This is a genomic window from Chryseobacterium binzhouense (genome assembly GCF_007474545.1).
Classification (GTDB): Bacteria; Bacteroidota; Bacteroidia; order Flavobacteriales; family Weeksellaceae; genus Chryseobacterium; species Chryseobacterium binzhouense.
The window spans coordinates 34658-61468 of sequence record NZ_VKOG01000006.1; the positions used below are offsets into that span (position 1 = coordinate 34658).

General features: G+C 34.5%; 27 protein-coding genes and 1 tRNA gene. 10 read left to right on the plus strand and 18 right to left on the minus strand.

Features of this window, described 5'->3' with window-relative positions; translation table 11 throughout:
• Positions 1-29: 29 nt before the first annotated feature.
• From FNE73_RS13735 to FNE73_RS13745, 3 genes are all read left to right on the plus strand, one after another.
• A complete protein-coding gene (locus FNE73_RS13735) occupies positions 30-464 on the plus strand; it encodes an ankyrin repeat domain-containing protein (protein WP_143885147.1) in 435 nt (144 codons plus the stop codon).
• 138 nt (positions 465-602) lie between these two features.
• Positions 603-2357: an aspartate--tRNA ligase gene (aspS, locus tag FNE73_RS13740; RefSeq protein WP_143885148.1), complete on the plus strand. Its 1755-nt coding sequence runs from the start codon at positions 603-605 to the stop codon at positions 2355-2357.
• A 58-nt stretch (positions 2358-2415) separates the two neighbouring features.
• A complete protein-coding gene (locus FNE73_RS13745) occupies positions 2416-3516 on the plus strand; it encodes a DUF6438 domain-containing protein (RefSeq protein ID WP_143885149.1) in 1101 nt (366 codons plus the stop codon).
• A gap of 49 nt (positions 3517-3565) precedes the next feature.
• Here the strand turns inward: FNE73_RS13745 and FNE73_RS13750 are convergent, their stop codons facing one another.
• Positions 3566-4414, minus strand: coding sequence for a mechanosensitive ion channel family protein (locus tag FNE73_RS13750; RefSeq protein WP_143885150.1), 849 nt, complete (start codon positions 4412-4414; stop codon positions 3566-3568).
• A 211-nt stretch (positions 4415-4625) separates the two neighbouring features.
• Here FNE73_RS13750 and ku point away from each other — a divergent pair, with 211 nt between their 5' ends.
• The 3 genes from ku to ligD all read left to right on the plus strand — a co-directional run bounded on the left by ku (position 4626) and on the right by ligD (position 7953).
• Positions 4626-5411, plus strand: a complete 786-nt coding sequence (ku, locus tag FNE73_RS13755; protein WP_143885151.1) for a non-homologous end joining protein Ku — start codon at positions 4626-4628, stop codon at positions 5409-5411.
• Positions 5412-5413: 2 nt separating this feature from the next.
• The gene (locus tag FNE73_RS13760; protein WP_143885152.1) at positions 5414-6013 is read left to right on the plus strand and encodes a DNA polymerase ligase N-terminal domain-containing protein; all 600 of its coding nucleotides are present in this window, start codon (positions 5414-5416) and stop codon (positions 6011-6013) included.
• Positions 6014-6093: 80 nt separating this feature from the next.
• Positions 6094-7953, plus strand: a complete 1860-nt coding sequence (ligD, locus tag FNE73_RS13765; RefSeq protein WP_143885153.1) for a DNA ligase D — start codon at positions 6094-6096, stop codon at positions 7951-7953.
• Positions 7954-8104: 151 nt separating this feature from the next.
• Here ligD and FNE73_RS13770 read toward each other — a convergent pair whose 3' ends face one another.
• The 4 genes from FNE73_RS13770 to nusB form a co-directional block, all read right to left on the minus strand.
• Positions 8105-8836, minus strand: coding sequence for an SDR family NAD(P)-dependent oxidoreductase (locus FNE73_RS13770; protein ID WP_143885154.1), 732 nt, complete (start codon positions 8834-8836; stop codon positions 8105-8107).
• Positions 8837-8965: 129 nt separating this feature from the next.
• Positions 8966-9340 carry a preprotein translocase subunit YajC gene (yajC, locus tag FNE73_RS13775; RefSeq protein WP_143885155.1) on the minus strand — a complete coding sequence of 125 codons (375 nt, stop codon included), beginning with the start codon at positions 9338-9340 and terminating at the stop codon, positions 8966-8968.
• A gap of 4 nt (positions 9341-9344) precedes the next feature.
• A complete protein-coding gene (locus FNE73_RS13780) occupies positions 9345-9887 on the minus strand; it encodes a DUF1573 domain-containing protein (RefSeq protein WP_143885156.1) in 543 nt (180 codons plus the stop codon).
• 11 nt (positions 9888-9898) lie between these two features.
• Entirely contained in the window at positions 9899-10804 is a 906-nt protein-coding gene (nusB, locus tag FNE73_RS13785; protein ID WP_143885157.1) for a transcription antitermination factor NusB, read from the minus strand.
• 90 nt (positions 10805-10894) lie between these two features.
• Between nusB and FNE73_RS13790 the strand changes: the two genes are divergently transcribed.
• Together FNE73_RS13790 and FNE73_RS13795 are read left to right on the plus strand one after the other, a co-directional pair.
• Positions 10895-12556, plus strand: coding sequence for an ABC transporter ATP-binding protein (locus FNE73_RS13790; RefSeq protein WP_143885158.1), 1662 nt, complete (start codon positions 10895-10897; stop codon positions 12554-12556).
• Between the two features lie 99 nt (positions 12557-12655).
• Positions 12656-12991 carry a DUF3276 family protein gene (locus FNE73_RS13795; RefSeq protein WP_089744034.1) on the plus strand — a complete coding sequence of 112 codons (336 nt, stop codon included), beginning with the start codon at positions 12656-12658 and terminating at the stop codon, positions 12989-12991.
• Positions 12992-13086: 95 nt separating this feature from the next.
• Here FNE73_RS13795 and FNE73_RS13800 read toward each other — a convergent pair.
• The 11 genes from FNE73_RS13800 to FNE73_RS13850 all read right to left on the minus strand — a co-directional run bounded on the left by FNE73_RS13800 (position 13087) and on the right by FNE73_RS13850 (position 23583).
• A tRNA-His gene (locus tag FNE73_RS13800) sits at positions 13087-13162 on the minus strand.
• Positions 13163-13197: 35 nt separating this feature from the next.
• Positions 13198-13917: a bacillithiol biosynthesis deacetylase BshB1 gene (bshB1, locus tag FNE73_RS13805; protein ID WP_143885159.1), complete on the minus strand. Its 720-nt coding sequence runs from the start codon at positions 13915-13917 to the stop codon at positions 13198-13200.
• Between the two features lie 75 nt (positions 13918-13992).
• A complete protein-coding gene (locus tag FNE73_RS13810) occupies positions 13993-15639 on the minus strand; it encodes a tetratricopeptide repeat protein (RefSeq protein WP_143885160.1) in 1647 nt (548 codons plus the stop codon).
• A gap of 98 nt (positions 15640-15737) precedes the next feature.
• Positions 15738-16601 (minus strand): PstS family phosphate ABC transporter substrate-binding protein, encoded by an 864-nt coding sequence (locus tag FNE73_RS13815; protein WP_143885161.1) that lies wholly within the window; start codon positions 16599-16601, stop codon positions 15738-15740.
• Positions 16594-16788 (minus strand): C4-dicarboxylate ABC transporter, encoded by a 195-nt coding sequence (locus FNE73_RS13820; RefSeq protein WP_312344153.1) that lies wholly within the window; start codon positions 16786-16788, stop codon positions 16594-16596. Before FNE73_RS13820 ends, FNE73_RS13815 begins: the two co-directional genes overlap by 8 nt.
• Before the next feature lie 76 nt (positions 16789-16864).
• Positions 16865-17701 carry an energy transducer TonB gene (locus tag FNE73_RS13825; protein ID WP_143885162.1) on the minus strand — a complete coding sequence of 279 codons (837 nt, stop codon included), beginning with the start codon at positions 17699-17701 and terminating at the stop codon, positions 16865-16867.
• A gap of 44 nt (positions 17702-17745) precedes the next feature.
• A complete protein-coding gene (locus FNE73_RS13830) occupies positions 17746-18288 on the minus strand; it encodes an ExbD/TolR family protein (protein WP_143885163.1) in 543 nt (180 codons plus the stop codon).
• Positions 18289-18300: 12 nt separating this feature from the next.
• Positions 18301-18909, minus strand: a complete 609-nt coding sequence (locus tag FNE73_RS13835; RefSeq protein ID WP_143885164.1) for an ExbD/TolR family protein — start codon at positions 18907-18909, stop codon at positions 18301-18303.
• A gap of 55 nt (positions 18910-18964) precedes the next feature.
• Positions 18965-19828 (minus strand): MotA/TolQ/ExbB proton channel family protein, encoded by an 864-nt coding sequence (locus FNE73_RS13840; protein WP_143885165.1) that lies wholly within the window; start codon positions 19826-19828, stop codon positions 18965-18967.
• Positions 19829-20066: 238 nt separating this feature from the next.
• Positions 20067-22922 carry a leucine--tRNA ligase gene (gene leuS / locus FNE73_RS13845; RefSeq protein WP_143885166.1) on the minus strand — a complete coding sequence of 952 codons (2856 nt, stop codon included), beginning with the start codon at positions 22920-22922 and terminating at the stop codon, positions 20067-20069.
• A 190-nt stretch (positions 22923-23112) separates the two neighbouring features.
• Positions 23113-23583: a lipocalin-like domain-containing protein gene (locus FNE73_RS13850; RefSeq protein ID WP_143885167.1), complete on the minus strand. Its 471-nt coding sequence runs from the start codon at positions 23581-23583 to the stop codon at positions 23113-23115.
• 144 nt (positions 23584-23727) lie between these two features.
• On the opposite strand from FNE73_RS13850, the gene FNE73_RS13855 reads away from it, so the two are divergent.
• Positions 23728-24480: a glycosyltransferase family 2 protein gene (locus FNE73_RS13855; RefSeq protein ID WP_143885168.1), complete on the plus strand. Its 753-nt coding sequence runs from the start codon at positions 23728-23730 to the stop codon at positions 24478-24480.
• Positions 24480-25106 carry a DEAD/DEAH box helicase family protein gene (locus FNE73_RS13860; protein WP_143885169.1) on the plus strand — a complete coding sequence of 209 codons (627 nt, stop codon included), beginning with the start codon at positions 24480-24482 and terminating at the stop codon, positions 25104-25106. Before FNE73_RS13855 ends, FNE73_RS13860 begins: the two co-directional genes overlap by 1 nt.
• Here FNE73_RS13860 and FNE73_RS13865 read toward each other — a convergent pair.
• Complete coding sequence (locus FNE73_RS13865; RefSeq protein WP_143885170.1) at positions 25098-26336, minus strand: 3-deoxy-D-manno-octulosonic acid transferase; 1239 nt, start codon at positions 26334-26336, stop codon at positions 25098-25100. The genes FNE73_RS13860 and FNE73_RS13865 overlap by 9 nt on opposite strands.
• 2 nt (positions 26337-26338) lie before the next feature.
• Positions 26339-26809 carry a DUF1648 domain-containing protein gene (locus tag FNE73_RS13870; RefSeq protein ID WP_143885171.1) on the minus strand — a complete coding sequence of 157 codons (471 nt, stop codon included), beginning with the start codon at positions 26807-26809 and terminating at the stop codon, positions 26339-26341.
• Positions 26810-26811: the final 2 nt, after the last annotated feature.

Genomic DNA, 26811 nt, shown 5'->3' on the forward strand with positions numbered 1-26811 from the left:
AGATTTGTATAAAATTAAAAATAAAATTCATGAAAAAAATATTGACTTCAACGTTGCTATTCGGATTAATTGCTTTTACAAGTTTAGTTTCTGCACAACAGTTAAATAAAAACCAAAGAGCAGCAATTCAGACAGACAACGTAGAAACCTTCAAAAAAGCTTTCACAAATGCAGAATATGATAAATGCATGAGTGTAAAAGAACTTTCCACAACAATGCTTTCTTACAGTATAAAATACCAGAAAAACAATATTGCCAATTTTCTGATGAGCAATAATTCTGATGTAAATAAAGCTTGTGACGGCGTAACTCCTTTGATGACTGCTGCAAAATACGGCAATATGAACGCTGCTAAAAATCTTCTTAAAAAAGGAGCTAACAAAAACGCAAAAGATAATGACGGTAAAACGGCAAAAGATTACGCATCAGAATCTAAACAGTCTGCCATAACAGCGATTCTTTAATCATTATATTTAAAAATATTTAAACTTCCTTCGGGAAGTTTTTTTGTTTTTAAAAACCTGCAAAAACCTTATCTTTGCCAACGAAAAATTGTCAAAGGTTCAAAACCTTGAACCATAAACTTTAAACCTTAAATTATAATGTTTCGATCGCACACCAACGGAGAATTATCTCTTAAAAATCTTAATGAAGAAGTTACACTTTCAGGATGGGTACAAACCATTCGTGATAAAGGATTTATGATTTGGATAGATCTTCGGGATCGTTACGGAATTACACAGCTCGTTTTCGATCAGGATCGTTCTTCAGCGGAACTGATGGAAAATGCTAAAAAACTGGGACGTGAATTTGTGATTCAGGTTACCGGAAAAGTTATCGAAAGAGTAAGCAAAAACCCTAATATTCCTACAGGAGAAATTGAGCTTTTAGTTGAAAAATTAGAAGTTCTTAACGAATCTCAACTTCCGCCTTTCACCATTGAAGATGAAACGGACGGCGGTGAAGAATTGAGAATGAAATACCGTTACCTAGATATCAGAAGAAATCCTGTAAAAGATAAATTGATTTTCCGTCACAAAATGGCGCAGAAAGTGAGAAATTATCTTTCAGACAACGGTTTTATCGAGGTTGAAACTCCGGTTTTAATTAAATCCACTCCGGAAGGAGCAAGAGATTTCGTGGTTCCAAGCAGAATGAATCCGGGACAGTTTTACGCTTTACCGCAGTCTCCACAAACATTCAAACAGTTATTGATGGTCGGTGGAATGGATAAATATTTCCAGATCGTGAAATGTTTCCGTGATGAGGATTTAAGAGCCGACAGACAGCCGGAATTTACACAAATTGACTGCGAAATGGCTTTTGTAGAGCAGGAAGACGTAATGAATGTTTTTGAAGGAATGACGAAAACCTTGTTGAAAGACATTACAGGTCAGGAATTCGGAGATTTCCCGAGAATGACTTTTGCTGATGCGATGCAGAAATACGGAAACGATAAACCGGACATCCGTTTCGGAATGGAATTCGTGGAACTGAATGATTTAGTAAAAGGAAAAGATTTCAAAATATTTGATGAAGCAGAACTGGTTGTCGGAATCAATGTAGAAGGGTGTGCAGATTATACAAGAAAACAAATTGATGAACTTGTTGACTGGGTGAAAAGACCACAGATCGGAGCTTCGGGAATGGTTTGGGTTAAATTCCAGAATGACGGAGTAAAAACTTCTTCGGTTAATAAATTCTATAACGAAGAAGATCTGGCAAAAATTATCGAAAAATTCGGAGCTAAAGAAGGAGACTTGATGTTGATTCTTTCCGGAAACGAAAATAAGGTAAGAACCCAACTTTCGGCTTTAAGAATGGAACTTGGAAACCGTTTGGGATTAAGAAAAGGAAACGAATTCGCTCCACTTTGGGTCGTTGATTTCCCTCTTTTGGAATTTGATGAGGAAAGCGGACGTTACCACGCAATGCACCACCCTTTTACCTCTCCAAAGCCTGAAGATATTCATTTATTGGAAACAGATCCCGGAAAAGCAAGAGCTAACGCTTATGATATGGTCTTAAACGGAAACGAAATCGGTGGTGGTTCCATCAGAATTTTTGACAGAGATTTGCAGTCTAAAATGTTCGACCTTTTAGGATTCTCAAAAGAAGAAGCGGAAGCACAGTTTGGTTTCTTAATGAACGCCTTCAAATACGGAGCGCCGCCTCATGGAGGTTTAGCTTTCGGATTTGACCGTTTGGTAGCTATTTTGGACGGAAACGAAGTGATCAGAGACTATATTGCGTTCCCTAAAAACAATTCGGGACGTGATGTGATGATTGATGCTCCTTCTTCGATTGCTGATGAACAGCTCGATGAACTGGAACTGAAATTGAATTTAAAAGGATAAATTTTATATAAAATTAATTATATTAGAAGCAGGATTCTACAGTGAATCCTGCTTTTTTATGCAAAAATATTTTGTTTACCTTTTAAGCTTTCTTTGTTTTGTAAGCTGTAAAAAAAATACAGTTAATCCGGAATTGCTTTTAGGTGATTGGGAATTTGCAAATACTGTAGGAGTTTCTGATTCGTCGATGGTCTATATTCAATCTGATTTCAGGTTCAGTAAAGATTCAATATTTGTATTAAATGACGGATTTTTCCAAAGAGAAGAAAGGGACAATGAGGATAAATACATGGGACAAAAAAGCAAATTTTACGTTGAAAATGATAGTCTTTATATACTTAATACAATCACTCAGCATTATTTTTCGCAAAAAATTTCATATTTATCAAAAAATACTCTAGCCCTTTACAATAAGGAGGAAAAAGTAACATTTTATTTTCGAAAAAGAAAAGCAGAAGCCTCTTCTAAAATTAAATTATCTCAAATCACTTTATCTTTGGGTCCTTGTTTCGGAGACTGTCCTATAAGTTCAATATCTGTTGATAACAATGGAAACATTGTCTATTTAGGAGAAAGCAATACTCCATATAATGGATTATTTAAAGGAAATATCAATAAAGAAATTTTTCAGGAATTAGTTTCAGAACTAAATAAAATTAGGTTCGCAGAACTAAAAAACGAATACAGCATCGATGCAACAGATTTGCCAGATATAAGCGTATCTTTTTTAAATGATAAAAAAATTATCAAAACTATCTACGCTTATGGACATAGTGAACCCCGTCAACTAAAATCTATTTTAACTAAAATAAAATATCTATATCAGAATGCGAACCTGAAAAAGATTGACTACGACTTTCCCATTTTCAGTCCCATTTTTTCAAATTATCATTTTCGAAAATCAGAGATATTCTATCTTCAAACTTTACTCCTGAATTCAAAGAAAACAGAAACTCAATTCAAATCAAAATATAAACAAAGAGGAATTTTAATTCTTCCGGAAAAATTTGATTATGATGACTATGCACAAATGAAAAGAAATATAGAAAGTGATGGAAGATACTTTAAGTTAGAAAGCAAAAATCATCAATTGTACACTTTTGATATAGGTTTTGACTTCTTTAAAACCAATGAGGCATTTTCTGCAAAAATCAAATAATATTACACCACAATTAATATTTCCTCCATCCAAACATGATAATGTAAATTTAAGAACGCTGATAAACATGCAAATCCCTTTGAGGAAAAGGAATTTCAATCCCGGCATTGTCAAGTGCTTTTTTGCAGCTGATGATTAACTCCTCATTCATTGTCCAAAAATTATCCAGAGAAGTTGTTGCTCTTACAGAAAGATTGACTGCGCTGTCTCCCAATTCTGTAACTACCACCTGTGGTGCAGGATCATCAAAAGCATATTGGTTGTTTTTAATAACATCAAGAAGAATATCTTTAGCCTGTTTCAGATCTGTATCGTATGAAACTCCGATATTAAACCAGGTACGACGAGTTCCTAAATGAGTATAATTGGTGATACTGTTGTTGGAAACATCACCATTCGGAATCACAACCATCTGATTTTGAGGCGTTATTAATCGGGTATGGAAAATATCAATTTCATGTACTGTTCCTGATTCACCAGATTTCACTTCAATATAATCGCCTACTTTAAAAGGTTTTAAAAGCAGTATCAATATTCCGCCTGCAAAATTAGCAAGCGATCCCTGCAATGCTAAACCTACAGCCAACCCTGCAGCACCAATCATGGCTACAAAAGCTGAAGTCTGTACTCCGAGCTGGGTAACAACAATGATAAACAACAAAATATTCAGTGCCCAAGTAATGACATTCAGCATAAACTTCTGCAAAGAAATTTCAACTCCTTTTTTAACGAAAGCTTTTCTGATGAGTTTTTTCAAAATTCCGATAATCCATCGTCCGGCAATAAATATAAGCACAGCAGATAAGAGCGCTGTAATAAGTCTTGGAGCCATTGTGACCGCAGATGAAACAAAGTTTTCCCAGTTGTTTTGTACATTCGTTAAATCTAAATCTTTCATAAAATATTTTAGTTTTACATTGATTAGTAAGAATTCCGGCATATGAAAGGCAAAATATACACCGAAACCGTGTATGTTTACAGAAAGTGACTATTCTGAAGAAGTTACAAAGGTAATAAAATAAAAAAATTACAGTCTCAGCGTAAAATATAACCTTTTCTAAAACAATACTCGGCACAATGATTGTAGATTTTAATTAAATCAAATTACAATGAAAGCAATCTGGAAAGGCGCCATCGGCTTTGGCTTAGTTAATATCCCTGTGAAAATTTATTCTGCAACCGAAACCAGCAAGCTGGATTTGGATATGCTTGACAAATCAGATTATTCTAATATCAGATTCAAAAGAGTCAATGAAAAAACCGGAAAGGAAGTTAAGTGGGCGAATATTGTGAAAGGCTATTTAATGGATGATAAATACATCATTCTTGATGAAGAAGATTACGAAGCCGCCAGTCCTGAGAAAACAAAGATTCTTTCTATTGAGCATTTTGTAAAAGAAGCTGAAGTTGACTCGGTTTATTTTGAGAATCCCTACTTTCTAGAACCGCAAAAAAACGGCGAAAACGCTTATAGATTATTAATCAAAGCTTTAGAGCAAACCAAAATGGTAGGAATCGGGACATTTGTCCTTCGTGATACCGAAGCAATCGGTCTTATCCGTCCTTATAATGATGAAATTCTGGTTTTGAACAGACTCCGCTTTTCAGAAGAAATACGGGATTACAAAGATCTCAAAATTCCGGCTAAAAAAGCACCAAAACCCGCCGAACTCAAAATGGCAAAAAATTTAATCGAACAATTATCTGAAACATTTGATCCAACTGTTTATAAAAACACTTACTCTGCTGAACTCTTGAAAATTATCAAGAAAAAAGCAAAAGGAAAAACGGTAAAAGTCAAAAAATCTGAACCTGCAAAACAAGGTAAAGTAATTGATCTGATGGCTCAGCTGAAAGCCAGTCTGCAAGGTTCTAAATCTAAAAATGCTTCATAATTATGGCTTTAAAAGATTACAATAATAAAAGAAAGTTCGATGAAACCACCGAACCGAAGGGAACGACAAAAAAAAGCGACGACAAGTTAATTTTTGTTGTTCAACGACATGCAGCAAGCAGACTTCATTATGATTTCAGGCTTGAAATGGAAGGTGTTTTGAAAAGCTGGGCAGTTCCGAAAGGTCCTTCCTTAAATCCTGATGACAAACGGTTGGCAATGATGGTGGAAGATCATCCTTATGATTACAAAGATTTTGAAGGAAATATACCTGACGGAAATTACGGAGCAGGACAAGTGGAAGTCTGGGACAGCGGAACTTATGAAGCTTTAGACGAAACAAGTAAACTTTCAAACGAAAAAGAATTGTTAAAAGAATTAAAAGACGGCTCATTAAAATTCATTTTGCACGGAAAAAAACTGAAAGGAGAATTTGCTTTGGTTAAAATGAAAAATGCTGAGAACAATGCATGGCTTTTAATTAAACATAAAGATAAATTCGCTGAAGAAGAATATGATGCAGAGGAGAATGTTTCAAAAAACTCTCAGGTGTCAAAATTTTTAGAGGAAAAAAAAAGCCCAAAAACAGGCAAAAAAAAGTAAGCTCTATCACAACCGAATCCCACTATAGAAAATTCAATACTTTAGGCGAAGAGAAAAAGCTGACAAGCTACATCAAACCTATGCTTGCAAAACTTTCGGAGGAAGCCTTTGATCATCCCGACTGGATCTTCGAAATAAAATGGGACGGCTACAGAGCTGTTGCTGATCTCAGCAAGAAAGAACCTCTATTCTATTCCAGAAACGGAATTTCTTTTTTAAGTAAATTCAAAAAAATAAGCGAAGATTTTAAGGCACAGAAGCACCATATGATTCTTGATGGTGAAATTGTAGCTTACGATGAAAACGGAAAACCAAGCTTTCAATTGCTTCAGCAGATTGGCGATAATCCTGATTTAGCACTTACTTATCAGGTTTTTGATTTGCTTTGGCTGAATGGATATTCTACTCAAGAACTTCCCTTATTTCAACGAAAAGAACTTTTGAAAGATGCATTGGTAGAAACTAATTTGATTAAATATTGTGATCATGTTCCGGAAAACGGAATTGATTTCTTCGATCAGATGAAAAAAATGAATCTGGAAGGAATGATTGCTAAAAAAGCCGACAGTATTTATACAGAAAACAGCAGAAGTACAGACTGGCTGAAAATAAAATTTACCAACACTGAAGAAGCAGTTATTTGCGGTTTTACCGAACCTAAAGGTTCCAGAATCGGCTTTGGAGCTTTAATTTTAGGAAAATATATTGATGGAGAATTAATTTACGCCGGACATACCGGAACAGGATTCAATGCTGAATTGCTGAAAAAAATTCATTCTAAATTAACAAAAATAGAACAGAAAGAATCTCCTTTTGAAACCGCTCCAAAAACAAATATGCCCGTTACATGGGTAAAACCAGAGCTTATCTGTGAAGTAAAATTTTCTGAAATCACCAAAGACGGAATGTTCCGCCATCCTGTATTTGTCGCTATAAGAGAAGATAAAACAATTGACGACCTTCAAAACACCACACCTCAAAAACCTGAAAAAATGACAAAAAAACCCGTAAAAAAGTCTGATTCTGAATCTGATAAAGAAATCACCCTCAACCGACACAAAGTAAAACTCACCAATAAGGATAAAGTATATTTCCCAAAAGACGGCATTACAAAGGGTGATGTGATTGAATATTATCAATCTGTCGCACAATATATTTTACCCCATCTGAAAAACCGTCCGCTTTCTCTCAATCGTTTTCCCAACGGAATTGAAGAATCGGGATTTTATCAAAAAGATGCAGGAGATTCTCTTCCGGATTGGATTGAAACAACAAAAGTACATTCAGATTCTACCGATAAATACATTGATTATGTCATCTGTAATGATAAAGCAACTTTAGCGTATCTCAATAATTTGGGCTGTATCGATCTTAATCCTTGGAATGCTTCTGTTCCGGATTTAGAAAATCCTGATTTTCTGGTTTTGGATCTTGATCCGTCAAAGAAAAACAGTTTTGATGATGTCATAGAAACAGCTTTACAGGTAAATGAAGTTTTAAAATCAATTAAAGTGAAAGGTTATTGCAAAACTTCCGGAAGTACAGGAATTCATGTTTATATTCCGATGAAAAAGCAGTACGATTTTGATCAGGTAAAAGATTTTGCCCATATTCTAATGAAGAAGGTAAACACCCATCTTCCTGAACTTACTACTTTAGAACGAAGTTTAAAGAAACGAGACGATACTAAAATTTATCTTGATTATCTTCAAAACAGATCTGGACAGACTTTAGCGAGCGTCTACAGCATCCGTCCGAAAGAAGGAGCATCCGTTTCTATGCCTCTGGAGTGGGACGAACTGAAACCCGGTCTGAAACCTACTGATTATACGATTCATAATGCGCTAGAAAGAATTAAAGAAAAAGGAGATTTGTTTAAGCCAGTTTTGGGAAAAGGAATTGATATGATGAAGGCTTTGGAATTGTTGCAGAATATGTAATTTGATTTATGAGTTTTACAAAGCAATCAATTAACAGTCTGTTTGTCTTTCCGTAGGAATCTAAATTATACTTTATGAAACGTTGTTGAGATTCCTACCGGAATGACAAACAGATCGCCGATTGTCTGAAAATTCAATATAGAAAAAGATATTACGGAAGTTTCGCTACCAAACTTTCAGGTAATATTTTCAAAATCAGATAAATGATTATCCATTTAAAATTAGGAACAATTGTGAAAGAATTTCCTGCATTTACGATATGTTTTGCCACATAATCGGGTTCCATTAAAAGATTTTTATTCAAATCTAATCCTGCGTTTATTTTGGTATTAATATATCCGCTTATCAAAACGTTGACTTTGATATTTTGTTGAGCTAATTCCTGTCTTAAACCCGCTAAATAAGTGGTAAACGCAGCTTTTGTACTTCCGTAAACAAAATTACTTTTTCGTCCTCTCACTCCCGAAAGCGAAGACAAACCAATGATTCTTTCTAAATTCTGATTGCTTGTATCCGTTGCAATAATATTCAAAATAGAAACTGCTCCCATATAATTGACCAGCATCATCTGTTGAGCACCTTTGAAATCTCTTAAAGCCTTTTCGTTATCAACTAAAAATCCAGCAGCATACACTACTATATGAGGTTTTATTGGAAGTTCATTGTAAAATTTCTGATGAGAATCAAAATCTGTTGAGTCGAAATGTAAAACCGTCACTATTCTATCAAGATTATTTCTCTGAACAAATTCTTTCAATGATGCTGTGTTTCTGGATGCTGCAATAACGGAAAATCCTTTTTCAATATATTGCAGAATACATTGCTTTGCTACATCAGAATTCGCCCCTAAAATAAGAACCGTTTTGTTTGTGTTTTGATTCATGTGACAAAGATATTTTTTTTGATCTTTAAATGAAGAATATTACAATACAATAATGAATAATCAGTATAAAAATTTCGGCGGGGTGAACTTTGCTCACCCCGCCGAAACGAATATTTTAAAAACGGAAAATTATTTTTTCTCGGTTTCAATTTCTTTTTTATCTGCTGTTTTTTCAGCTGCAGCTTTCGTTGCTTTTTCACCAAAACGGTTTTCGGTAAATTCTCTTGAGATCGCAGCTTTTTCAAATTTCAGTTTTCCGGAAAGAGTCTCAATCACAACTCCGTCTTCCTGAATTTGAGCAATTCTTCCGTGCAGTCCGGAAGTGAGCACTACTCTGCTTCCTACTTTTAAGTCATCCTGAAATTTTTTCTCTTGCTTTTGCTTTTTCATTTGAGGTCTGATCATCAGGAAATAAAACCCGACAAACATTACCCCCATCATGATTAGCATCGTTGAAGAGTTTCCTCCCTGTGCAGCCTGCAAAAATATTGTTTGTAAATTCATTATATTATGGTTGAATGTTCGCAGTAAATGTCAATTTAATAGGAGCTTTATCAACATTGGCAAAAACATCTGCGTATTTGTTAACAGCACCGTCAAAATTGGTAGAATCAAAACTTAAAGTAATCTTACCTTTTTTGCCCGGCATGATCGGATCTTTTGTAAAATCAGGAGCAGTACATCCGCATCCAGGCTTTACTTCAGAAATAATCAAAGGATTAGTCCCTGTATTGGTAATTTCATAAACGTGATCTACTTTTTTACCTTTTTTAATAGTTCCGAAATCAAAATTACTTTCAGAAAGTGCTACTGTTGTAGTAGGCTGGTTTGATTTCGCAGGTGCAGCAGCATCTCCTGTAACGGCAGTATTGGCAGACATTTCAGCATTCGCCGGGTTCATCTGTTGCATAGAAGTTGTATCTGCAGGAGCATTTGTAGAATCTACATTCATAATTTCTGCATTTTCAACTTCTTTTTTCTCTTCTTTTTTACAAGAAACCAATGCGAATCCGATTACGGATAAAGCTAATATTGATACCGTTTTTTTCATTTTTATTTTGTTTAAATTCTGTTTAAATCTTTACAATATTTATCTAAAATACCATTGATGAATATATTGGATCTATCGGTTGCAAAAACTTTAGCAATTTCAATATATTCGTTGATAATTACTCTTGAAGGGGTAAGAGGAAAATGATCCAGCTCAGAAAAAGCGGTTGTTAAAATCACTTTATCCATCAGTGAAACTCTTTCCAGATCCCAGTTTTCAAGACGCTCAGAGAGTTTCTTCTCATTGGCTTCCCAATTATTCAGAGTATCTCTCAAAAGTTTACTTGCAAAATTTTTATCATCCTCATCTTTCATCATTTTAATCAGCGTACGGCTTTCTTCATTTTCCTTCATAAAGCCAATCGTTTTCTGTATCATCGAATTGGCAATATGAATATCATCTGCCCAGGTAAGTTCCCTGTCGCTGATATAATCATGAAAATCATCATTTTCCGCAACGTAACGCAGGAAAAGCTTTCCGATGAACTTCTGGTCTTCTTCAAAAGAATACCCTTCTTCTTTCATAAAATCCTGATAACGCTTTCCCGCAGTCATTCTCTGAAATGTTTTTACCAGCATATCATCATGCAGATCCCATTTAAGATCTTTGTGCTGACCTGTAAAAAATAATCTCTCAGGATTTTCTTCAAGCTTTTTCAGAACCTGATTGTTGATAAATTTCTGGTTGGGATTTACGTCAGAATCAGTTTTGAAATATTTATTCTTACCAATTTCCATTTGATTTTCGGCAAGTTGCTTTAAACCTACCAGAAAATTAAGCTGAAAAATATAGAGATTATAGATTTTCTCTATTCCTGTAAACATATTCTTTTCTAAAACATCTGTTTTTACAGGATTTTGGTAGTACGAATAAACGGTTTCTACCACTTTTTCACGGATTTGTCTTCTTCCTAACATTCAAAGAGCTTTTTATGGGTGCAAAGATATGAAATTTAAAATTTACTAAATTCCGGAAGTGTTTCAATTTTTGTAATTTTGTGAAAGTTTATGAAAGCACTGAAAACACTCAACCCTTATTTTTGGAAGCACAAAATACTATTGTTTTGGGGGTTACTATTCATCATCGCCAGTAATTTTTTTAACATATACAAAGTACAGTTTGTCGGAAAGTCTGTAGATGAACTTGCGCAACAGGGAAATCTGGGTTTCAACAAACAGGTTTTAATCTATGTTGCCATCATTGTAGGATGCTCGCTTCTTACCGGATTTTTTACTTTTATGATGCGGCAGACTATTATTGTAGCCTCCAGAAGGATTGAATATGAACTGAAAAATAAAATTTACAGACATTATCAGGATCTATCTCTTACTGATTATAAGAAAACAACCATAGGAGATTTAATGAACCGTCTCAGCGAAGATGTTGTTGCGGTAAGAATGTACCTTGGTCCGGGTGTGATGTATGTTGTAAATTTACTGGTTCTACTGCTGATAACCAGCGTCTATATGATTAAAACTGATGTTTCTATGACCTTATGGACATTGCTTCCGCTGCCGGTTTTATCGTACATTATATTCAAAGTAAGTTCTATCATCAATAAAAAGTCTAAAGTAATGCAGAAAAGCCAGTCTGCTATTTCAACTTTTGTGCAGGACAGTTTTTCAGGAATACGAGTGGTAAAATATTTTGCAAAAGAAAAATACATTGAAAAAAATTACGGAATAAAAGTAAGTGATTATCAAAACAAGGCATTAGATTTAGCAAAAACAGAAGCTTATTTTTTTACCATCATACTTTTTGTGATTGGTCTGCTGAATGTTGTGGTAATTTTCATTGGCGGTCAGAAATACATTCAGGGCGAATTGTCTGTTGGTAAAATCGCAGATTTCTTTATGTATATCAATATTCTGATCTGGCCTTTTTCTATGGTAGGCTGGGTAACATCTATCAATCAAAGAGCAGAAGCTTCTATGCAGAGAATTAATGAATTTTTAGATAAACAATCTGAAATTTACAATAAGAACTTTGAAGAATACGAAATAAAAGGAAATATTGAGTTCCGGAATGTTTCTTACGTTTATCCCAATACAGGAATTAAAGCGCTTGATAATTTAAGTTTTAAAATTGAAGCCGGAAAATCTTTAGCGATTATGGGGAAAACCGGAAGCGGAAAATCTACCATTGCACTGCTTCTTTGCCGCCTGATTGATCCTACAGAAGGTGAAATTTTAATAGACGGTAAGAATTTAAAAGATCATAATTTAACCAACTACCGGAAGTTTATCGGATATATTCCACAGGAAAGTTATCTTTTTTCTGACACGATTGAGCATAATATTGGTTTTTCTATTGACAATCCTTCCCATGAAAAGGTAGTTGAATATGCAAAAATTGCAGATGTAGACAAAAACATTGTTGAATTTAAAGATCAGTATAAAACTTTAGTGGGAGAACGTGGCGTAATGCTTTCTGGCGGACAAAAGCAAAGAATCTGCATTGCAAGAGCATTAATCAAAAAACCGAATATTATTATTTTTGATGACTCACTCTCCGCTTTAGATACTGAAACTGAGCAGAATATCCTTGAAAATATAGATTCAAAAATAAGTAACGCTACTTCTATTATTATAACCCATAGAGAATCCAGCGCACAAAGAGCAGATAAAATACTTAACTTAAGTGATATTGACGATTCTGCAACGGCTTAACAAAAAACTTCGGAATTGTTAAATAAATCATAAAAAAAATTTTGTGATTAAAAGAAAAATTTTATATTTGTTCTTAACAAGATTAAAAATTATCTAATAATGAGTGAATACAAGGAACGCCATGAAAATGAAATTTTCACGAAGGTGCTAAAAGCAGGAAGAAGAACTTATTTCTTTGATGTGCGCGAGACGAAAGCGGGAGATTATTATCTTACAATTACCGAGAGCAAAAAGAATTTCGGGGAAAACGGAGAGGCTACATTTGAAAAGCACAAAATTTATCTTTACAAAGAAGATTTTAAAAGCTTTCAGGAGATGTTTAATGAGTCAACAGATTTCATTATCAATGAAAAAGGTGAAGATGTAATATCAGAAAGACATGACAAAGACTTCAAAAGCAGATCTTATACAATAGATTCTGACGACGAAGTTTAAAGAATAAATCACCAAAAGCATCTTTACGGATGCTTTTTTTATATAATCGAAACAATAATCCATAAAAAAAGTACACTTTAAAAGTGTACTTTTTTGGGTGAATGATGGGTCTCGAACCCACGACCTTCGGAACCACAATCCGACGCTCTAACCAACTGAGCTACAATCACCGTTTTGTGAGTGCAAATATAGGAATATTTTTTTATTTACAAAACAATTCCATCAAAATTTTTCAATGCAATTAATTTTTCTGAAGTAAACCCTTCTGCATACGCTACTCCAGACAATCTTCCTAAATCCTGCGCTCTATAAGTTAAACTTTCAAAAAAATCTTTTGTAGCAATAGGAGTTATCGGTTCTTCTGAATCAGCGTTGTAAAACTGCGTTTTATAGGCTGCACAGGCTTCAAGTTTCTTATCCAGATGATTAGAAATATCTATAACAAATTCTGGTTCTATATTTTTCCATTGAATATAATTAAAAATATGTTTAGGTCTCCATGCTTTCTGCTCAGATCCACTCAATTGAGTTTCTATTTTGATTAAGCCAGAAAGAAAACAAGCATCAGAAACCAGTTTAGAAGCTTTAGCATGATCAGGATGCCTGTCATCTATTGCATTTGACAATACAATATCAGGACAGTATTTACGGATAACTTTTACAATTTCTAATTGATATTCTTCGGAATTAACTAAAAAACCATCTTTTAATCCTAAGTTCTCTCTAAATGTAACGCCCAAGATTGCTGCTGCATTTTCAGCTTCTGTCTTTCTTATATGCTCTGTACCCCGTGTTCCAAGTTCACCTTTTGTCAAATCTACAATGGCACAAGTTTTTCCTTCAGAAATCAATCTGGCGATCGTTCCTCCACAACCCAATTCCACATCATCAGGATGAGCTCCAATAGCGAGTATATCTATTTTCATACTATAAAATTAAGTGTTTAAAAAAAACTTCCCAAACATTCATGAATGGGAAGTGTATTATTAGGAAAAAATCTATTACTTGTTAAGCTCTGCATTAAGATTAATAGCATCCTGATATGTTGGATCTAGCGCTAATGATCTTAATAGATATGTTTTTGCTTTCTCTACATCATTATCTTTTTCCAGAAATGCCACTGCAAACAAAGCGTACGCCAATGTTTTTTTGTTGGCTTCAACATCAGCTGGCTTTAAGGTCGAGATATACTTCTCGTATGCCAACTTTGCTGCATCATTATTTCCTGACTGCTGATAAGCATACCCCTGACTGTAATATGCAGGTGCCCAATCAGGTAGAAGATTGCTCATTTTCTGCCAAGTAAGGATTGCCCCGTTCCAGTTTTTTACATCCTGATATGCATTCGCCAGTTTGTACAAAGCGTCTGAATCCTGAGGATTTGAAGCGACTAACTTCTTCAATGATTCAACTTCCGGACTTGTAGGACCTGCATCAACAGATGCTTGAGAAGCTCCTCCTCCATTAATTTTTACCAACTCCATATCCCATTTCAATGTCTCGTCTTTAGCAGCTTTCGCTAAACCTACTTTTTGTTGAGCTTCAGCTTTTAATGCAGCCTTTTTCGCTTCATCAGTTTCTGTTTTTGCCAGACCTGCTGCGATAAGTCCCATTAAACCCTGATCTGCAGGCTGAACTCTTGATTTTTCTACCTGAGATACAAAGGTATCTATGTTTTGCTTAGCCATAGCATATTCACCATCAGCATAGTTTACATAAGCTCTCAACTTAAATTTAATAGGATCATCTATTTTATCAAAGATTTTATCTAGAATTGCTTTTGAATTGGCATAGTCCTCATTCGTGAAATATAATTTTGCAATCTCAAGTTGAGTATACGGATCTTCATCAGCATATTTTGTATAATTAATCAAATCCTGAGTTGCTTTAGCATTTTCCTGATACTTTATATTATAAGCTGCGAGAGCCTTGTACGCCGGAGCATATGTAGGATCGGTAGCAATTGCTTTATCTATATTTGTTTTAGCTTGTTGCCATTGTTGAGCTGCCATCCATAAAGTACCCATTCTTGTATATACAGATGATTTATTTTTAGCTAAAGGAAGTGCTTTATCATAAGCAGTCATTGCATCACCCGGAATTCTTTTCAATCTGTAAGCATCACCTAATGTGTAGTAGTAATAAGCCGGAATGTCTTTTTTAGCTCTTTCTATTGCTTTATTAAGATATTGTATTGCAAGATCCGGAGAATTATTTTTTTCAAACAACGTTAAAGCTTCAGCTGCTCTGAATAAAACTTCAGCGTCTTTTTCTCTTGAATCACTTACAATTTTTTGAATTTCAGCAATAGCCGATTTATCTCCTTTACCAAGTTTAACTGTTGCCAAACCAATTTGGTTTAAGTAGCTTTTTCTGTCAGCTGCCAAACCCTTATTAAAATTTTCTGTAGCTTTAGCATAATCAGGCTCACCTTGTTTCAAAAAAGTATTTCCTAAGTAAAAATAATTTTCCGCAGTTGCCTCTTTTGCAATCATTTGAGAAAAATTATTTTTTGCTGCTGCATATTTATCACTATCTAAACTATTGATACCATCCTGCAAAGTCTGAGCAAATGCAAAGTTGGTGAAAAAAACTACCGAAGCTCCTATAGCAAGCTTTCTAACATTCATAATCATTATATCTTTCATTTATATTTATACCTTATTTCGTTGAACGAAATATATTTACACAATTTTCAGACCAAAATAAGAGTTTTATTTTGGTTAAAAGGCATTATTAAGAATTTTTAACGCATCTGTACTTCGCGTCTGTAGATGTTGTATGGCTGAAGCCCCTCTTTTTCGACTATCATTTGACCAAGTTGTGTACACGAATATCTGATAAATCCATTAGCAATATTGAAACTCCCCTCATTTGTTAAGAAATATAAAACTCTAGTAAATGGATATTTCATCTCGCGCAAACCGTCAGCGTCGGGCAAAAAAGATTTTCCATCTTTTTTCACGGGCAAAATTTTGATCATAGACCTTAACTTTTCGGCATCTTTATCATAAGGACGACTAATCGTATTAAGACCAATTACTCCAATTTTATTAGGATACTTATTAAGCTCTTCGATAACATTAGTACTTCCCGGTATGATTGAAAATTTAAGTTCACCCGGTTTTTTATTTAGTTTCTGAGCCACAAAATTAAGATTGCTGGAATTGGTACCATCGAAAACAAAAGTTTTTTCGTCAGACTGTAATCCTTGTTGTATTTCCTCAAACGTAATTTGGGATTTTTCAGAGTCTTTAGGTACAAAAAATACTACCGCATCCGCAGCAAATTTTGCCGGTAAAACTTTCAAATCTACTTTGTCTTCGTATGCTTTTATCTCTTCAGGTGTTAAATCTTTAGACATAACCGCAATTTTTGCTTTATCATTTAGAAAATCAATAAATCCTAAATCTTCTTTTTTGGTAATGACATTAATTTTTGCCTCCGGGTAGCTAATCATATACCCCTCTGCTAAAGCCTCGACTACACTCTTAAAAGCTTCATCTGTGATAATATTCATTTGACCTTTATGATAAGAGGCAGATTCTTCTTTTTTTGAACAGCTTATTATGCTTAGAAACAGAATAGTTGCTATAAAAAATTTATTCATCTTTAGACTTTTTTAATCTTAATATACCTCTTACTATTCTGAAAACACCGTAAAGTACTAAAATAGCTCCAAGAGCGTAGGCAACCGAAGGTTCTAGTACAATAAAGAAAAATTTGTAGGTAACGACAACAATTCCTAAAACGATATAGAACAATCCTGTGACTATTGATAACCAATTAAACATCATACAACAAAAATATAAAAAAAATAAAAAGAGAAGCAATTACTTCTCTTTTTATTTATAATTTGTAATATATACAAAGTTATTCAAAATTCATGGAAACAGGGAATCTGAATCTTGAACGCACAGGTTCTCCATTCACCTTACCGGGATTCCATTTGATCTTAATGCTTTTAACTGCTCGTTCAGCTTCTCTGTTAAAATCAGCATTAGAACCAGTTGCTTTTACTTGAGATAAAGTACCATCTCTTTCTACAACAAAAGTGATCTGAGTTTTTAGAGATCCTTCACCTTCCACAGAACTTGGATCAAAACTATTTTCAAATTTCTTTCTGAAACCAGCTAGTCCTCCACCAGTAAAATCAGCTGCCTGGTCAACCGATTCATATACATCGTTTGTTACCTGAGGTTTTACTTCAGCAGTTGAAGCTTTTGTTCCTGTAGACGGCGGTGGCGGCGGTGGTGTGTAAGCCGGAGCTTTAATACCTTCCTGAGCTACCAAACCAGTTGTTGTCTCTATCTGTTTAGAAATCGGAGGCGGTGGAGTCTCAATTTTAGGAGCTTTTACCGGTTCCGGTACAACATTCTGAATAATCTCAATCTGCTCTTCTTCTTTTGGTGGAGGTGGTGGAGGTGGTTCTTCAGGTTTTACTTCTTCAATGATTGGATCATCTTCTAATATCTCTACCAAATCAGCCTTTACCTCTTGCGGTGGCGGTTCATTCATTTTCTGAATGGTGATATAAATAAAAGGAGTTAAAGCAGCAACCAAGAAAACTGAAGTTCCGATGATAAAAGATTTAGTCAGCAATCTGGAATAATTGAATCTTAAATCATACGCACCGTATTCTTTATTTCTATTTTCAAATACAATCTCGTCTAAGCTAAGATTTTGATTGTAAACATTTTCATCTGCCATTTTCTGCAAATTTTATAATTAAAACTACTTTGTTGTTGGACTCATTAGTTACCAACTTTCTTGTCGTAGATTGCTTTTTCCCAAGGCTTAAGATCAGTTACCCCATATCTTTCACTTTTGGTAATAGCCATTTCGTCAAGAACATCCACAAAGTTTTTATATACCGCATCATCAGTAGGCTTAATAATTACAGTAAATAAATCCTGTTTTTTTGCTCTACTTTTTGCTTGCTTTATTACATTTCTCAACCCTTCTCTGTCAAACGTTGTTTCCTGTAGATTTTCATCATTAAGGGAAGTTTGATCCTGTTGGTGCCAAAAAATTTTATTGTCTTTTCCTAATAAAATTGTTACTGAATTTGATAAATCAATTTCTGTAGGAGGTGGTTTAGGCGCATTTGGATCCGGTTTTGCCGGAAGCCCTAAATCCATAACATTCGGTTTAGAGAATGTGGTTGTGAACATAAAGAAGGTAATCAATAGAAAACCCAAGTCCACCATCGGAGTCATATCAACTCTGGTACTCTGTTTCTTGGAGCGTACCTTGCCACCTTTGGCGCCTTTTTCCTGTACTTGTACTTCTGCCATTTCTAAATGATATTATTCATTAGGTTTACCTTCTTGTGACGTTATCAACCAAAAGTTTAAGAATTTTATATCTCTTAAACCCTCAAATAGACTTTTAACCTTAGGGTATTCTGTAGTAACGTCTCCTTTTACAGCTAATTTGTAATCCGGATTTACGCTTAAACTTTGTTGTACCCAATCTACTAATTGTCTATTTACACTATCCATAGGAATCCCAGTAGGACTCTTAAAATCTTTCTGCTCATCTTCAGGCAATGCTAAGTAGCTTTTAAGCTGATTCATAGGAACACCTATTGCCTGAACTCTCTGAAATGCTGCCTTTTGAGTATTATCAAAAGTCATGTTATATTTTTCACCCATTTTTTCCAACAGCTGTACTCTTTCAGCAGCGTTGTCTACAGGCTGAAAATAAAACTTTCCGTCTGGTGTTGCGTTGATAGTCATCAAACTACCATCAGGAAGAATTTTCTCAGAGATTGAAGATGGCGGTTTTATCTGCTCCACATCAGGTTTTTTAAACTGAGTGGTCAATATAAAGAACGTAAGTAGAAGAAACGCAACATCGCACATCGCTGTCATGTCGGTTACTACTCCGTGTCTTTTTGGTTTGACTCTCGCCATTATTTTACTTATTTTAAATTGAACTTTATTACTATACTTTTACAATTCCTGAATCTTAGTTGAATTCAGCAAAAGACTGCTGGATGCTCATCGCGATTTCGTCAATCTTATAAGTTAATCCATCGATCTTAGAAGTAAAGAAGTTATAAAGTATAATTGCAATTGCAGAAGTACCAATACCTAAAGCAGTATTAATCAAAGCTTCAGAAATACCAATTGACAACGCTGCTGCATCCGGAGTACCTCCACCAGAACCTAAAGCGAAGAATGCCTTAATCATCCCGATTACAGTTCCCAATAACGCAACTAATGTTGCTACAGTACCTAATGTAGAAAGAATCATCATGTTTTTCTCCAACATTGGCATTTCAAGAGTTGTAGCTTCTTCAATAGCTTTGTTTAAAGCCACCATTTTCTGCTCTTTGTTAAGCGTAGTATCTGTTGATAGAGCTTTATAAGTCGTAAGACCTTCTTTCACAACATTACCTACAGAACCTTCTTGTCTGTCGCACTCTTCTAAAGCTTCATTGATTTTGTTCTGGTTAAGAAGGCTTCTTACTTTTACAACAAAATTGTCTAAGTTACCTTTACCAGCTGCTTTACCCAGGATAAAGAATCTTTCTAAAGAGAAAACCACTACAGTAATCATAAACAAAACCAAAATGTGAACTACAGGACCTCCCATATAAATAATTCCCATGAAAGACTCAGGATGTAATTGTTTTGATTCTACATCTGCAAATGCCACAGAAGCTCCACTGATATTAGGATCTGCTTTAAAATTACTTGGGTTACCAAATAAGAATAAGTAAATTGCTAATGCAATTACATAAAGAATTGGTAAAATAATTGCAGGGTTAAGACCTCCTGCTTTTTTAGCAACTACTTGCTCATCACTTTTTGAAACATTCATTTCCATATTTAACTAAATTATATTGTTTTAAATTTTTAAAGTTGTAAAATAAAGGCAAAATTAATTAAAATGCAATAGCATCAAATAAGATTTTACCTTTTTTTGATAAGGATAATTTAATCCGGTTTCGATATTGTAATTAAATTAAAAATAATTATTAATTATTGTCTCAATTGGAAAATACATTAAAAAATTTAAAAAAATAACTATCTAATTTTTTTAAATTATCAATGTTAATTTTTTTTTACATTACAATGTTAACAATTTTTTTGGGGACAATGATCACTTTTTTAGGTAAATTTCCTGCTAAAATATCTTTTGTTTTTTCTTCTGCCATTACAAGATCTTCTATTTCTTTAGGAGATAATGTTGCCGGAAGAGCTAATTTAAACTTCATTTTACCATTAAAACTCACCGGATACTCTATTTCGTCTTCAACCAGATACTCCTCATTCAAAGCAGGGAACTTTTCAAACTCTATTGATGACTGATGTCCCAGCAAATTCCATACCTCTTCACAAATATGTGGAGCATACGGAGAGATTATAACGGCTAATGGTTCTAAAATATTGCGTTTGTTGCATTTTATTTTTTGCAATTCGTTTACAGCGATCATAAAAGAAGATACCGAAGTATTGAAAGAGAAGTTTTCAATATCGTAAACTACCTTCTTTATTAAGGTATGTAAAACTTTATATTCCGCTTTGGTCGGCTCTTCATCAGAAACCGAGAAAGTATCTCCGTCAAAATATAAATTCCAGAATTTTTTCAGGAAACCGTAAACTCCACTCAAACCTTGCGTGTTCCAAGGCTTCGATTGTTCCAGCGGTCCTAAGAACATTTCATACAATCTTAAACCGTCTGCTCCGTACTCTTCACAAATATCGTCAGGATTTACCACATTGTATGTCCTCTTAGACATTTTATCAACTTCCCTTTCTGTAATTAATCTTCCATCCTCAAGAATAAATTCTGCATTATTAAATTCAGGTCGCCAAACTTTAAGTTTTTCAACATCAATTTCGTCTGTAGCTCCAATTAGCATTGAAATATCTACAGGAATTCGTTGAGTTTGATATTCACCAGCAAGATTCTTCGACACAATTTTATTAATTCCATCTATTCTATGAATCAACGCACTCATCCCCAAAATCATCCCTTGATTGATCAATTTTTGAAAAGGCTCGCCATGATTAATATATCCTCTATCCTTTAAGAACATGTTCCAAAAACGGGAGTACAATAAATGACCAGTTGCGTGTTCGCTTCCTCCGATATATAAATCTACCTGTCCCCAATAATCTGATAATTCTTTGTTCGCAAAAACCTCATCATTGTTTGGATCCATGTATCTAAGGAAATACCAAGAGCTTCCCGCCCATCCCGGCATGGTAGATAATTCTAAAGGGAAAACCGTTTTTTCATCAATTAAATTTGTATCAACAACTTTTTGGTTGGCTTCGTCCCACGCAAAAGTTTTTGCATTTCCTAATGGTGGATCTCCGTCTTCAGTCGGCAGATATTTTTCAACTTCAGGAAGTTCCAAAGGTAAAGCAGAAATCGGCAATGTATAAGGCATGCCATCCTTATAATATATAGGAACCGGCTCTCCCCAATATCGTTGTCTTGAGAAAATCGCATCACGCTGTCTGTAGTTCGTTGTTCCGTGACCAATTCCTTTGTTTTCGATTTCAGAAATTATTTTTGCTTTCGCATCATTATAATTTAATCCATTCAAGAAATCAGAATTCACACAAACCGAATCTTTAGAATCAAAAGAAGCTTCCTGAACGTCTTCGTCCGTTTCCACCACTTTTTTTATTTCGAGATTAAATTTCTTTGCAAATCTGTGGTCACGTTCGTCATGTGCAGGAACTGCCATTACAGCACCCGTTCCGTAACCCATCAAAACATAATCTGAAATATAAATCGGCATTTTTTCTCCGCTGAAAGGATTGATCGCATGACTTCCTGTAAACGCTCCTGAAACATTTTTCACGTCTGCCATTCTATCACGTTCAGTTTTCTTTGAAGTTTCTTCAATATAAGTATCTACTTCAGCCTTTTGAGCATCTGTAGTAATTGTTTCCACTAAAGGATTTTCAGGAGCTAAAACCATAAAAGTTGCTCCGAAAATTGTATCAGGTCTTGTTGTGAAAACTTCTATATAGTTATTGGTTGTCGGTTGTTGGTTGGCGGAGTTTTCATCTGATGATTGTAAACCATCAATTAAAAATTTCACTTGTGCGCCTTGAGACTTCCCTATCCAATATTCTTGTGAATCTTTCAGCGGCTGTGGCCAGTCAAGAGTTTTCAGGCCTTGCAATAATCTTTCAGAGTACGCAGAAATTCTCATGCTCCACTGCATCATTTTCTTTTGGAAAACAGGAAAACCTCCTCTTTCAGATTTTCCGTCTTTCACTTCGTCATTTGCCAGAACAGTTCCTAATGCAGGACACCAGTTCACAGTTGTTTCTGCCCGGTAAGCCAAGCGGTAATTTAAAAGAATATCTTCTTTATCAATTTCAGAAGCTGCATTCCACTCTTCAGCCGTAAAATTTAATTCATCATTCTGATTGGCATTTAACCCTTCCGTTCCTTTTTCTTCGAAATGTTTGATTAAAGATGAAATCGGTTCAGCTTTATCGGTAGCTTTATTATACCATGAATGAAACAATTCAATAAAAATCCACTGTGTCCATTTATAATAAGAAGGATCAGAAGTTCTTACTTCTCTGCTCCAGTCGAAAGAAAAACCAATTTTTCTAAGCTGCTCTTCGTATCTCGTAATATTTTGTTCAGTCGTAATCGCAGGATGCTGCCCTGTCTGAATTGCATATTGCTCAGCAGGAAGCCCAAAGCTGTCATATCCAACCGGATGAAGCACATTGAAACCCTGATGTCTTTTGTATCGCGCATAGATATCAGAAGCAATATAACCAAGTGGATGCCCCACATGAAGTCCCGCTCCGGATGGATACGGAAACATATCGAGAACGTAAAATTTAGGTTTGTCTGTGTTGTCGGAAGTTTTGTAGGTTTGATTTTCCTTCCAGTATTTCTGCCACTTTTTTTCTATCTGCTGATGATCGTAAAACACTTTTTTATAATAGATGTTAGATGTTAGACTTTAGAAATTAGATTTAATTTTTCTCATTAATTCCCATTCTAATTTTCACAAAAATAATGATTTTAAAAGAAATGGAAATAGAATTAAAATTAAATACTAAGATTAGCATAAAAAAATCCCGCTGGAAAAACGGGATGATATAGCTGAGTATCTTAATATATTAAGGTACAATTCTTTTAAAAGTATATGTTGTCGATTTATAAACTGTAGGATCTGTTGTATCTTCAAACTTAAGATTCATGGTTTGGGCGTCCAGTAAAATAATTTTAGCTCTTTCTACAACTATTGTTCCCTGATATTTTACTTCCAGATCTTTGGTTGATGGATTATATACGTATGAAAAATTGCGTTGGGAAATTGTGCTGCATGTAGGAGTGGAACCCGCCAAATCTTTATTGGTTCTTTGTCCCGAAGAATTTTCATTAAAAACCCATCTTGATTCTTTCTGGCAGTCTGTATATGCAATTTCATCTGAAAATCCTGCGTTGTCAGCAGGAACCTGCGTTCTCACTTCCTTGGTAGGAGACCACGTTCCTACAAGGGGAAATACCTGCTCTGGAGTTTCGTCATCATTACATCCCGTAAAAGCTAATAATGATAATCCGGCAAATATTAAGGCTAATTTCTTCATAGATCTAATTTTTCAAGGCTTAAAATTATGACTTTTTTTAAAAATCACCTCATTTTTTTTACATTTTGAAAGTATAATTTGTAAATTATTGAAAATATCTACCCAACAGTGCCAATTCAAAGCCTTATATTTGCAAAAAAACACATGGCGGAAGTTTCTATCATTACACCTTGTTACAACTCTTCCCAATTTTTGGAAGAAACGATCAAATCTGTTCTGAATCAAACTTTTACCGACTGGGAATGGATCATTACCGACGATCAGTCTACCGATAATTCTGTGGAAATCATTCAAAAAATTTCTGATCCCAGAATACAGCTTATCATTGCCGAAAAAAACGGAGGTGCAGGACACGCAAGAAATATTTCTCTGAAAAAAGCAAAAGGAAGGTTTATTACTTTTCTGGATGCCGACGATTTCTGGGAAAAAAACTTTCTGGAAGAAATGGTGGCTTTTATGAAAAAGCATAATGCCGAAATTGCCTATTCCAATTACGCCAGATGTGACGAAAATCTGATTCCGAAAATTGAAGACTTTAAGGCAGATAAAGAAGTTACTTTTAATAATTTATTAAAAACATGCAGACTTTCCTTACTTTCATCTATGTATGATTCTCAAAGAGTAGGAAAAGAGTTTTTCCCGGAAGGCAGCAAACGCGAAGATCATGTGATGTGGCTCAACCTGCTGAAAAAAATTCCGGTCGGAAAGCCTCTTCCAAAAACCATGGCAAAGTACAGAATGCACCCAACAAGTATTTCCAGAAAAAAACAAAATATCGTAAAAGATCAATATCTTGTTTATAAGGATTTTATGAAATTCTCTACTATAAAATCTTTGTATTATACAGGAAACTGGGCTTTGAACGGATTTCTGAAATATTCAAAAATATTTAACTGATGGAATATTCTAAAGAGTTTAAAACTGCGCTAAGCCAGCTTTCCGGCATTGAAAAAGACCGGCTTATTTTCAGATTGCTTAAAAAAGACAAAATTCTCTCAAAAAAATTATTCTTTGAATTAATAGATGAAGAAACCGCTGACCAAAAGCGGGATCAAATGGAAAAAACGGTAAAAGACAAAGTTGAATATGCATCTAAATATCTCAGCAACCAAAAATATTTTCTTATTCTGATCAGAAAAATCAGTGCAGAAATTACAGAACACGTAAAGGTAACATCTGACAAGTTCGGTGACGTTTCTCTTAATCTTGTCTTAGTAACCGAAATCTTAAAATTTAATGATAAACTCAGCCGGTTGAGATTTAATGATGTTTACAAACTATATCTTTACCTAATTAATAAAGTGGTAAAAGCTTTAATTTTAACGAAAAAACTAGACGAAGACTACTGGATGGAAATTGACGACTATCTTTCCGCAGTTTATAATAAAATTACCGGCAATATTTATCTTGAAAAGCTTTTTATCAACAACGGTATAGATCTCAACTGGCTGAATGTTGAAAGAATTCCGGAACATTTTGACCTCATCATAAAAGATATTAAGAGCCAGGGATTTTTAAAATGATAATATTTTCTTCAAAATAAGTTTTGAAGAATCTGGCTGTTCAGCAACGAAATTTCCCGCATTTTCAGACATTTTTTTGAGTTCTTCTTCATTATTTAAAAGAAAAAGGACAAATTCAGCAGCTTCATTCTCATGCTCAAAAGATTTTCCGCCTTCGGACTGAATTAAATTATCTGCTTCGGGATTTTTCCTGTATTGATTGCCAAAAACAACAGGAACATCAAAAGTAGCGGCTTCTAGAATATTGTGTAATCCCGAACTGTGAAAACCACCTCCGACAACGGCAATATCTGTATACGAATATATTTTTGAAAGCAAACCGATACTGTCGATGATGAGAGTTTTTGAGTTTGATAGTTTTTGAGTTTGATAGTTTTTTAGGTTACTGTAGAGAATTGCATCTGGAAAAATTTCTTTTAAGTTTTCTACTCTTTTTAAATCGTGTGGAGCAATGATGAGCTTAACATTATTGTTTTCAAGGTAAATCATTTGGGCAATTCTCTCTTCCGCCTGCCACGAACTTCCAAAGACAACTGTTTTTTTGCCTGAAATAAAGTCTTCAACAAAATCTACATGATTATCCCTAATTTTCAATTGTTTTACCCTATCAAAACGCGTATCCCCACTCACCGAAGAATCTAGTAGACCAATACTTTTAGCCAAAACATAAGATTGCTGTGTCTGGTGAAAAAACCAGGTAATATTTCTTTTGAGCTGTTGCGTAAACCATTTTCCATACGTAGCAAAAAAAGACTGATTTTCATAAAACAATGCAGAAATCACAAATGTCTTTACCTTTCTGTTTTTAAGTTCGGCTAAAAGATGATACCAGTAATCATACTTTACGGTAAAGAAGATTTCACAATCAAACTGAGATAAAAACTTACTAACAGTTTTTTTTCGGTCAAAAGGAAGATAACAAACAACATCTGCAATATGCTTTTTTTTTACTACATTTTCATAACCTGAAGGAGAGAAAAAAGTAATCAGAATTTTATGATGTGGAAAGCTTTCTTTCAATTTTTCCAAAACAGGCAACCCTTGCTCATACTCTCCTAAACTGGCAGCGTGCATCCAAATGATTTTATCTGATGATAAAAATTTTTCCTGAACTTTTTTCAAAGAATGTTTTCTGCCTTCAACGCCTTTTTTAGTTTTATCATTAAACAATGACAAAAACCTCATTCCGAAAATGAGAAGATGAATAAATATATTGTAAAGAAAACTCAATATTAGGCTTTTGATGTTTCGGATTTACTTTCTTTGATCATTTTATAAATATGGATGCTTATTACAATAAAGACAAGCGCTAATAAAATAAAAACAACGCTGCTCATTTCCTGCAGTTTAGCCTGTGCAATAAGAGTACTTTCCACAACAGTATCTGCCAACAAAAGCAAAATCGGCAGCAATGTACTGTTTGCAAAAAATTTCAGACTTTCTTTATTTCTATAGCTATTGGGAACATTGAGCATTGGGGAATCAGGATTTCTCGAAATGCCGGCCAAAAGTAAAAACAAAAATGTAGCAATTACTGGCAAAATCCAGATTGCTTTTTTTTCGCTCACACCATCTACACTACCATTTATTGCAAAATGGGAAGGAACTATTTCAGGTAAATCTGAATAATTTATTCCTACAAAAATCCAGATAAAAATAAGCAGAATGATATTAATCGTTAATAACAGAGACGAAACTTTCATTG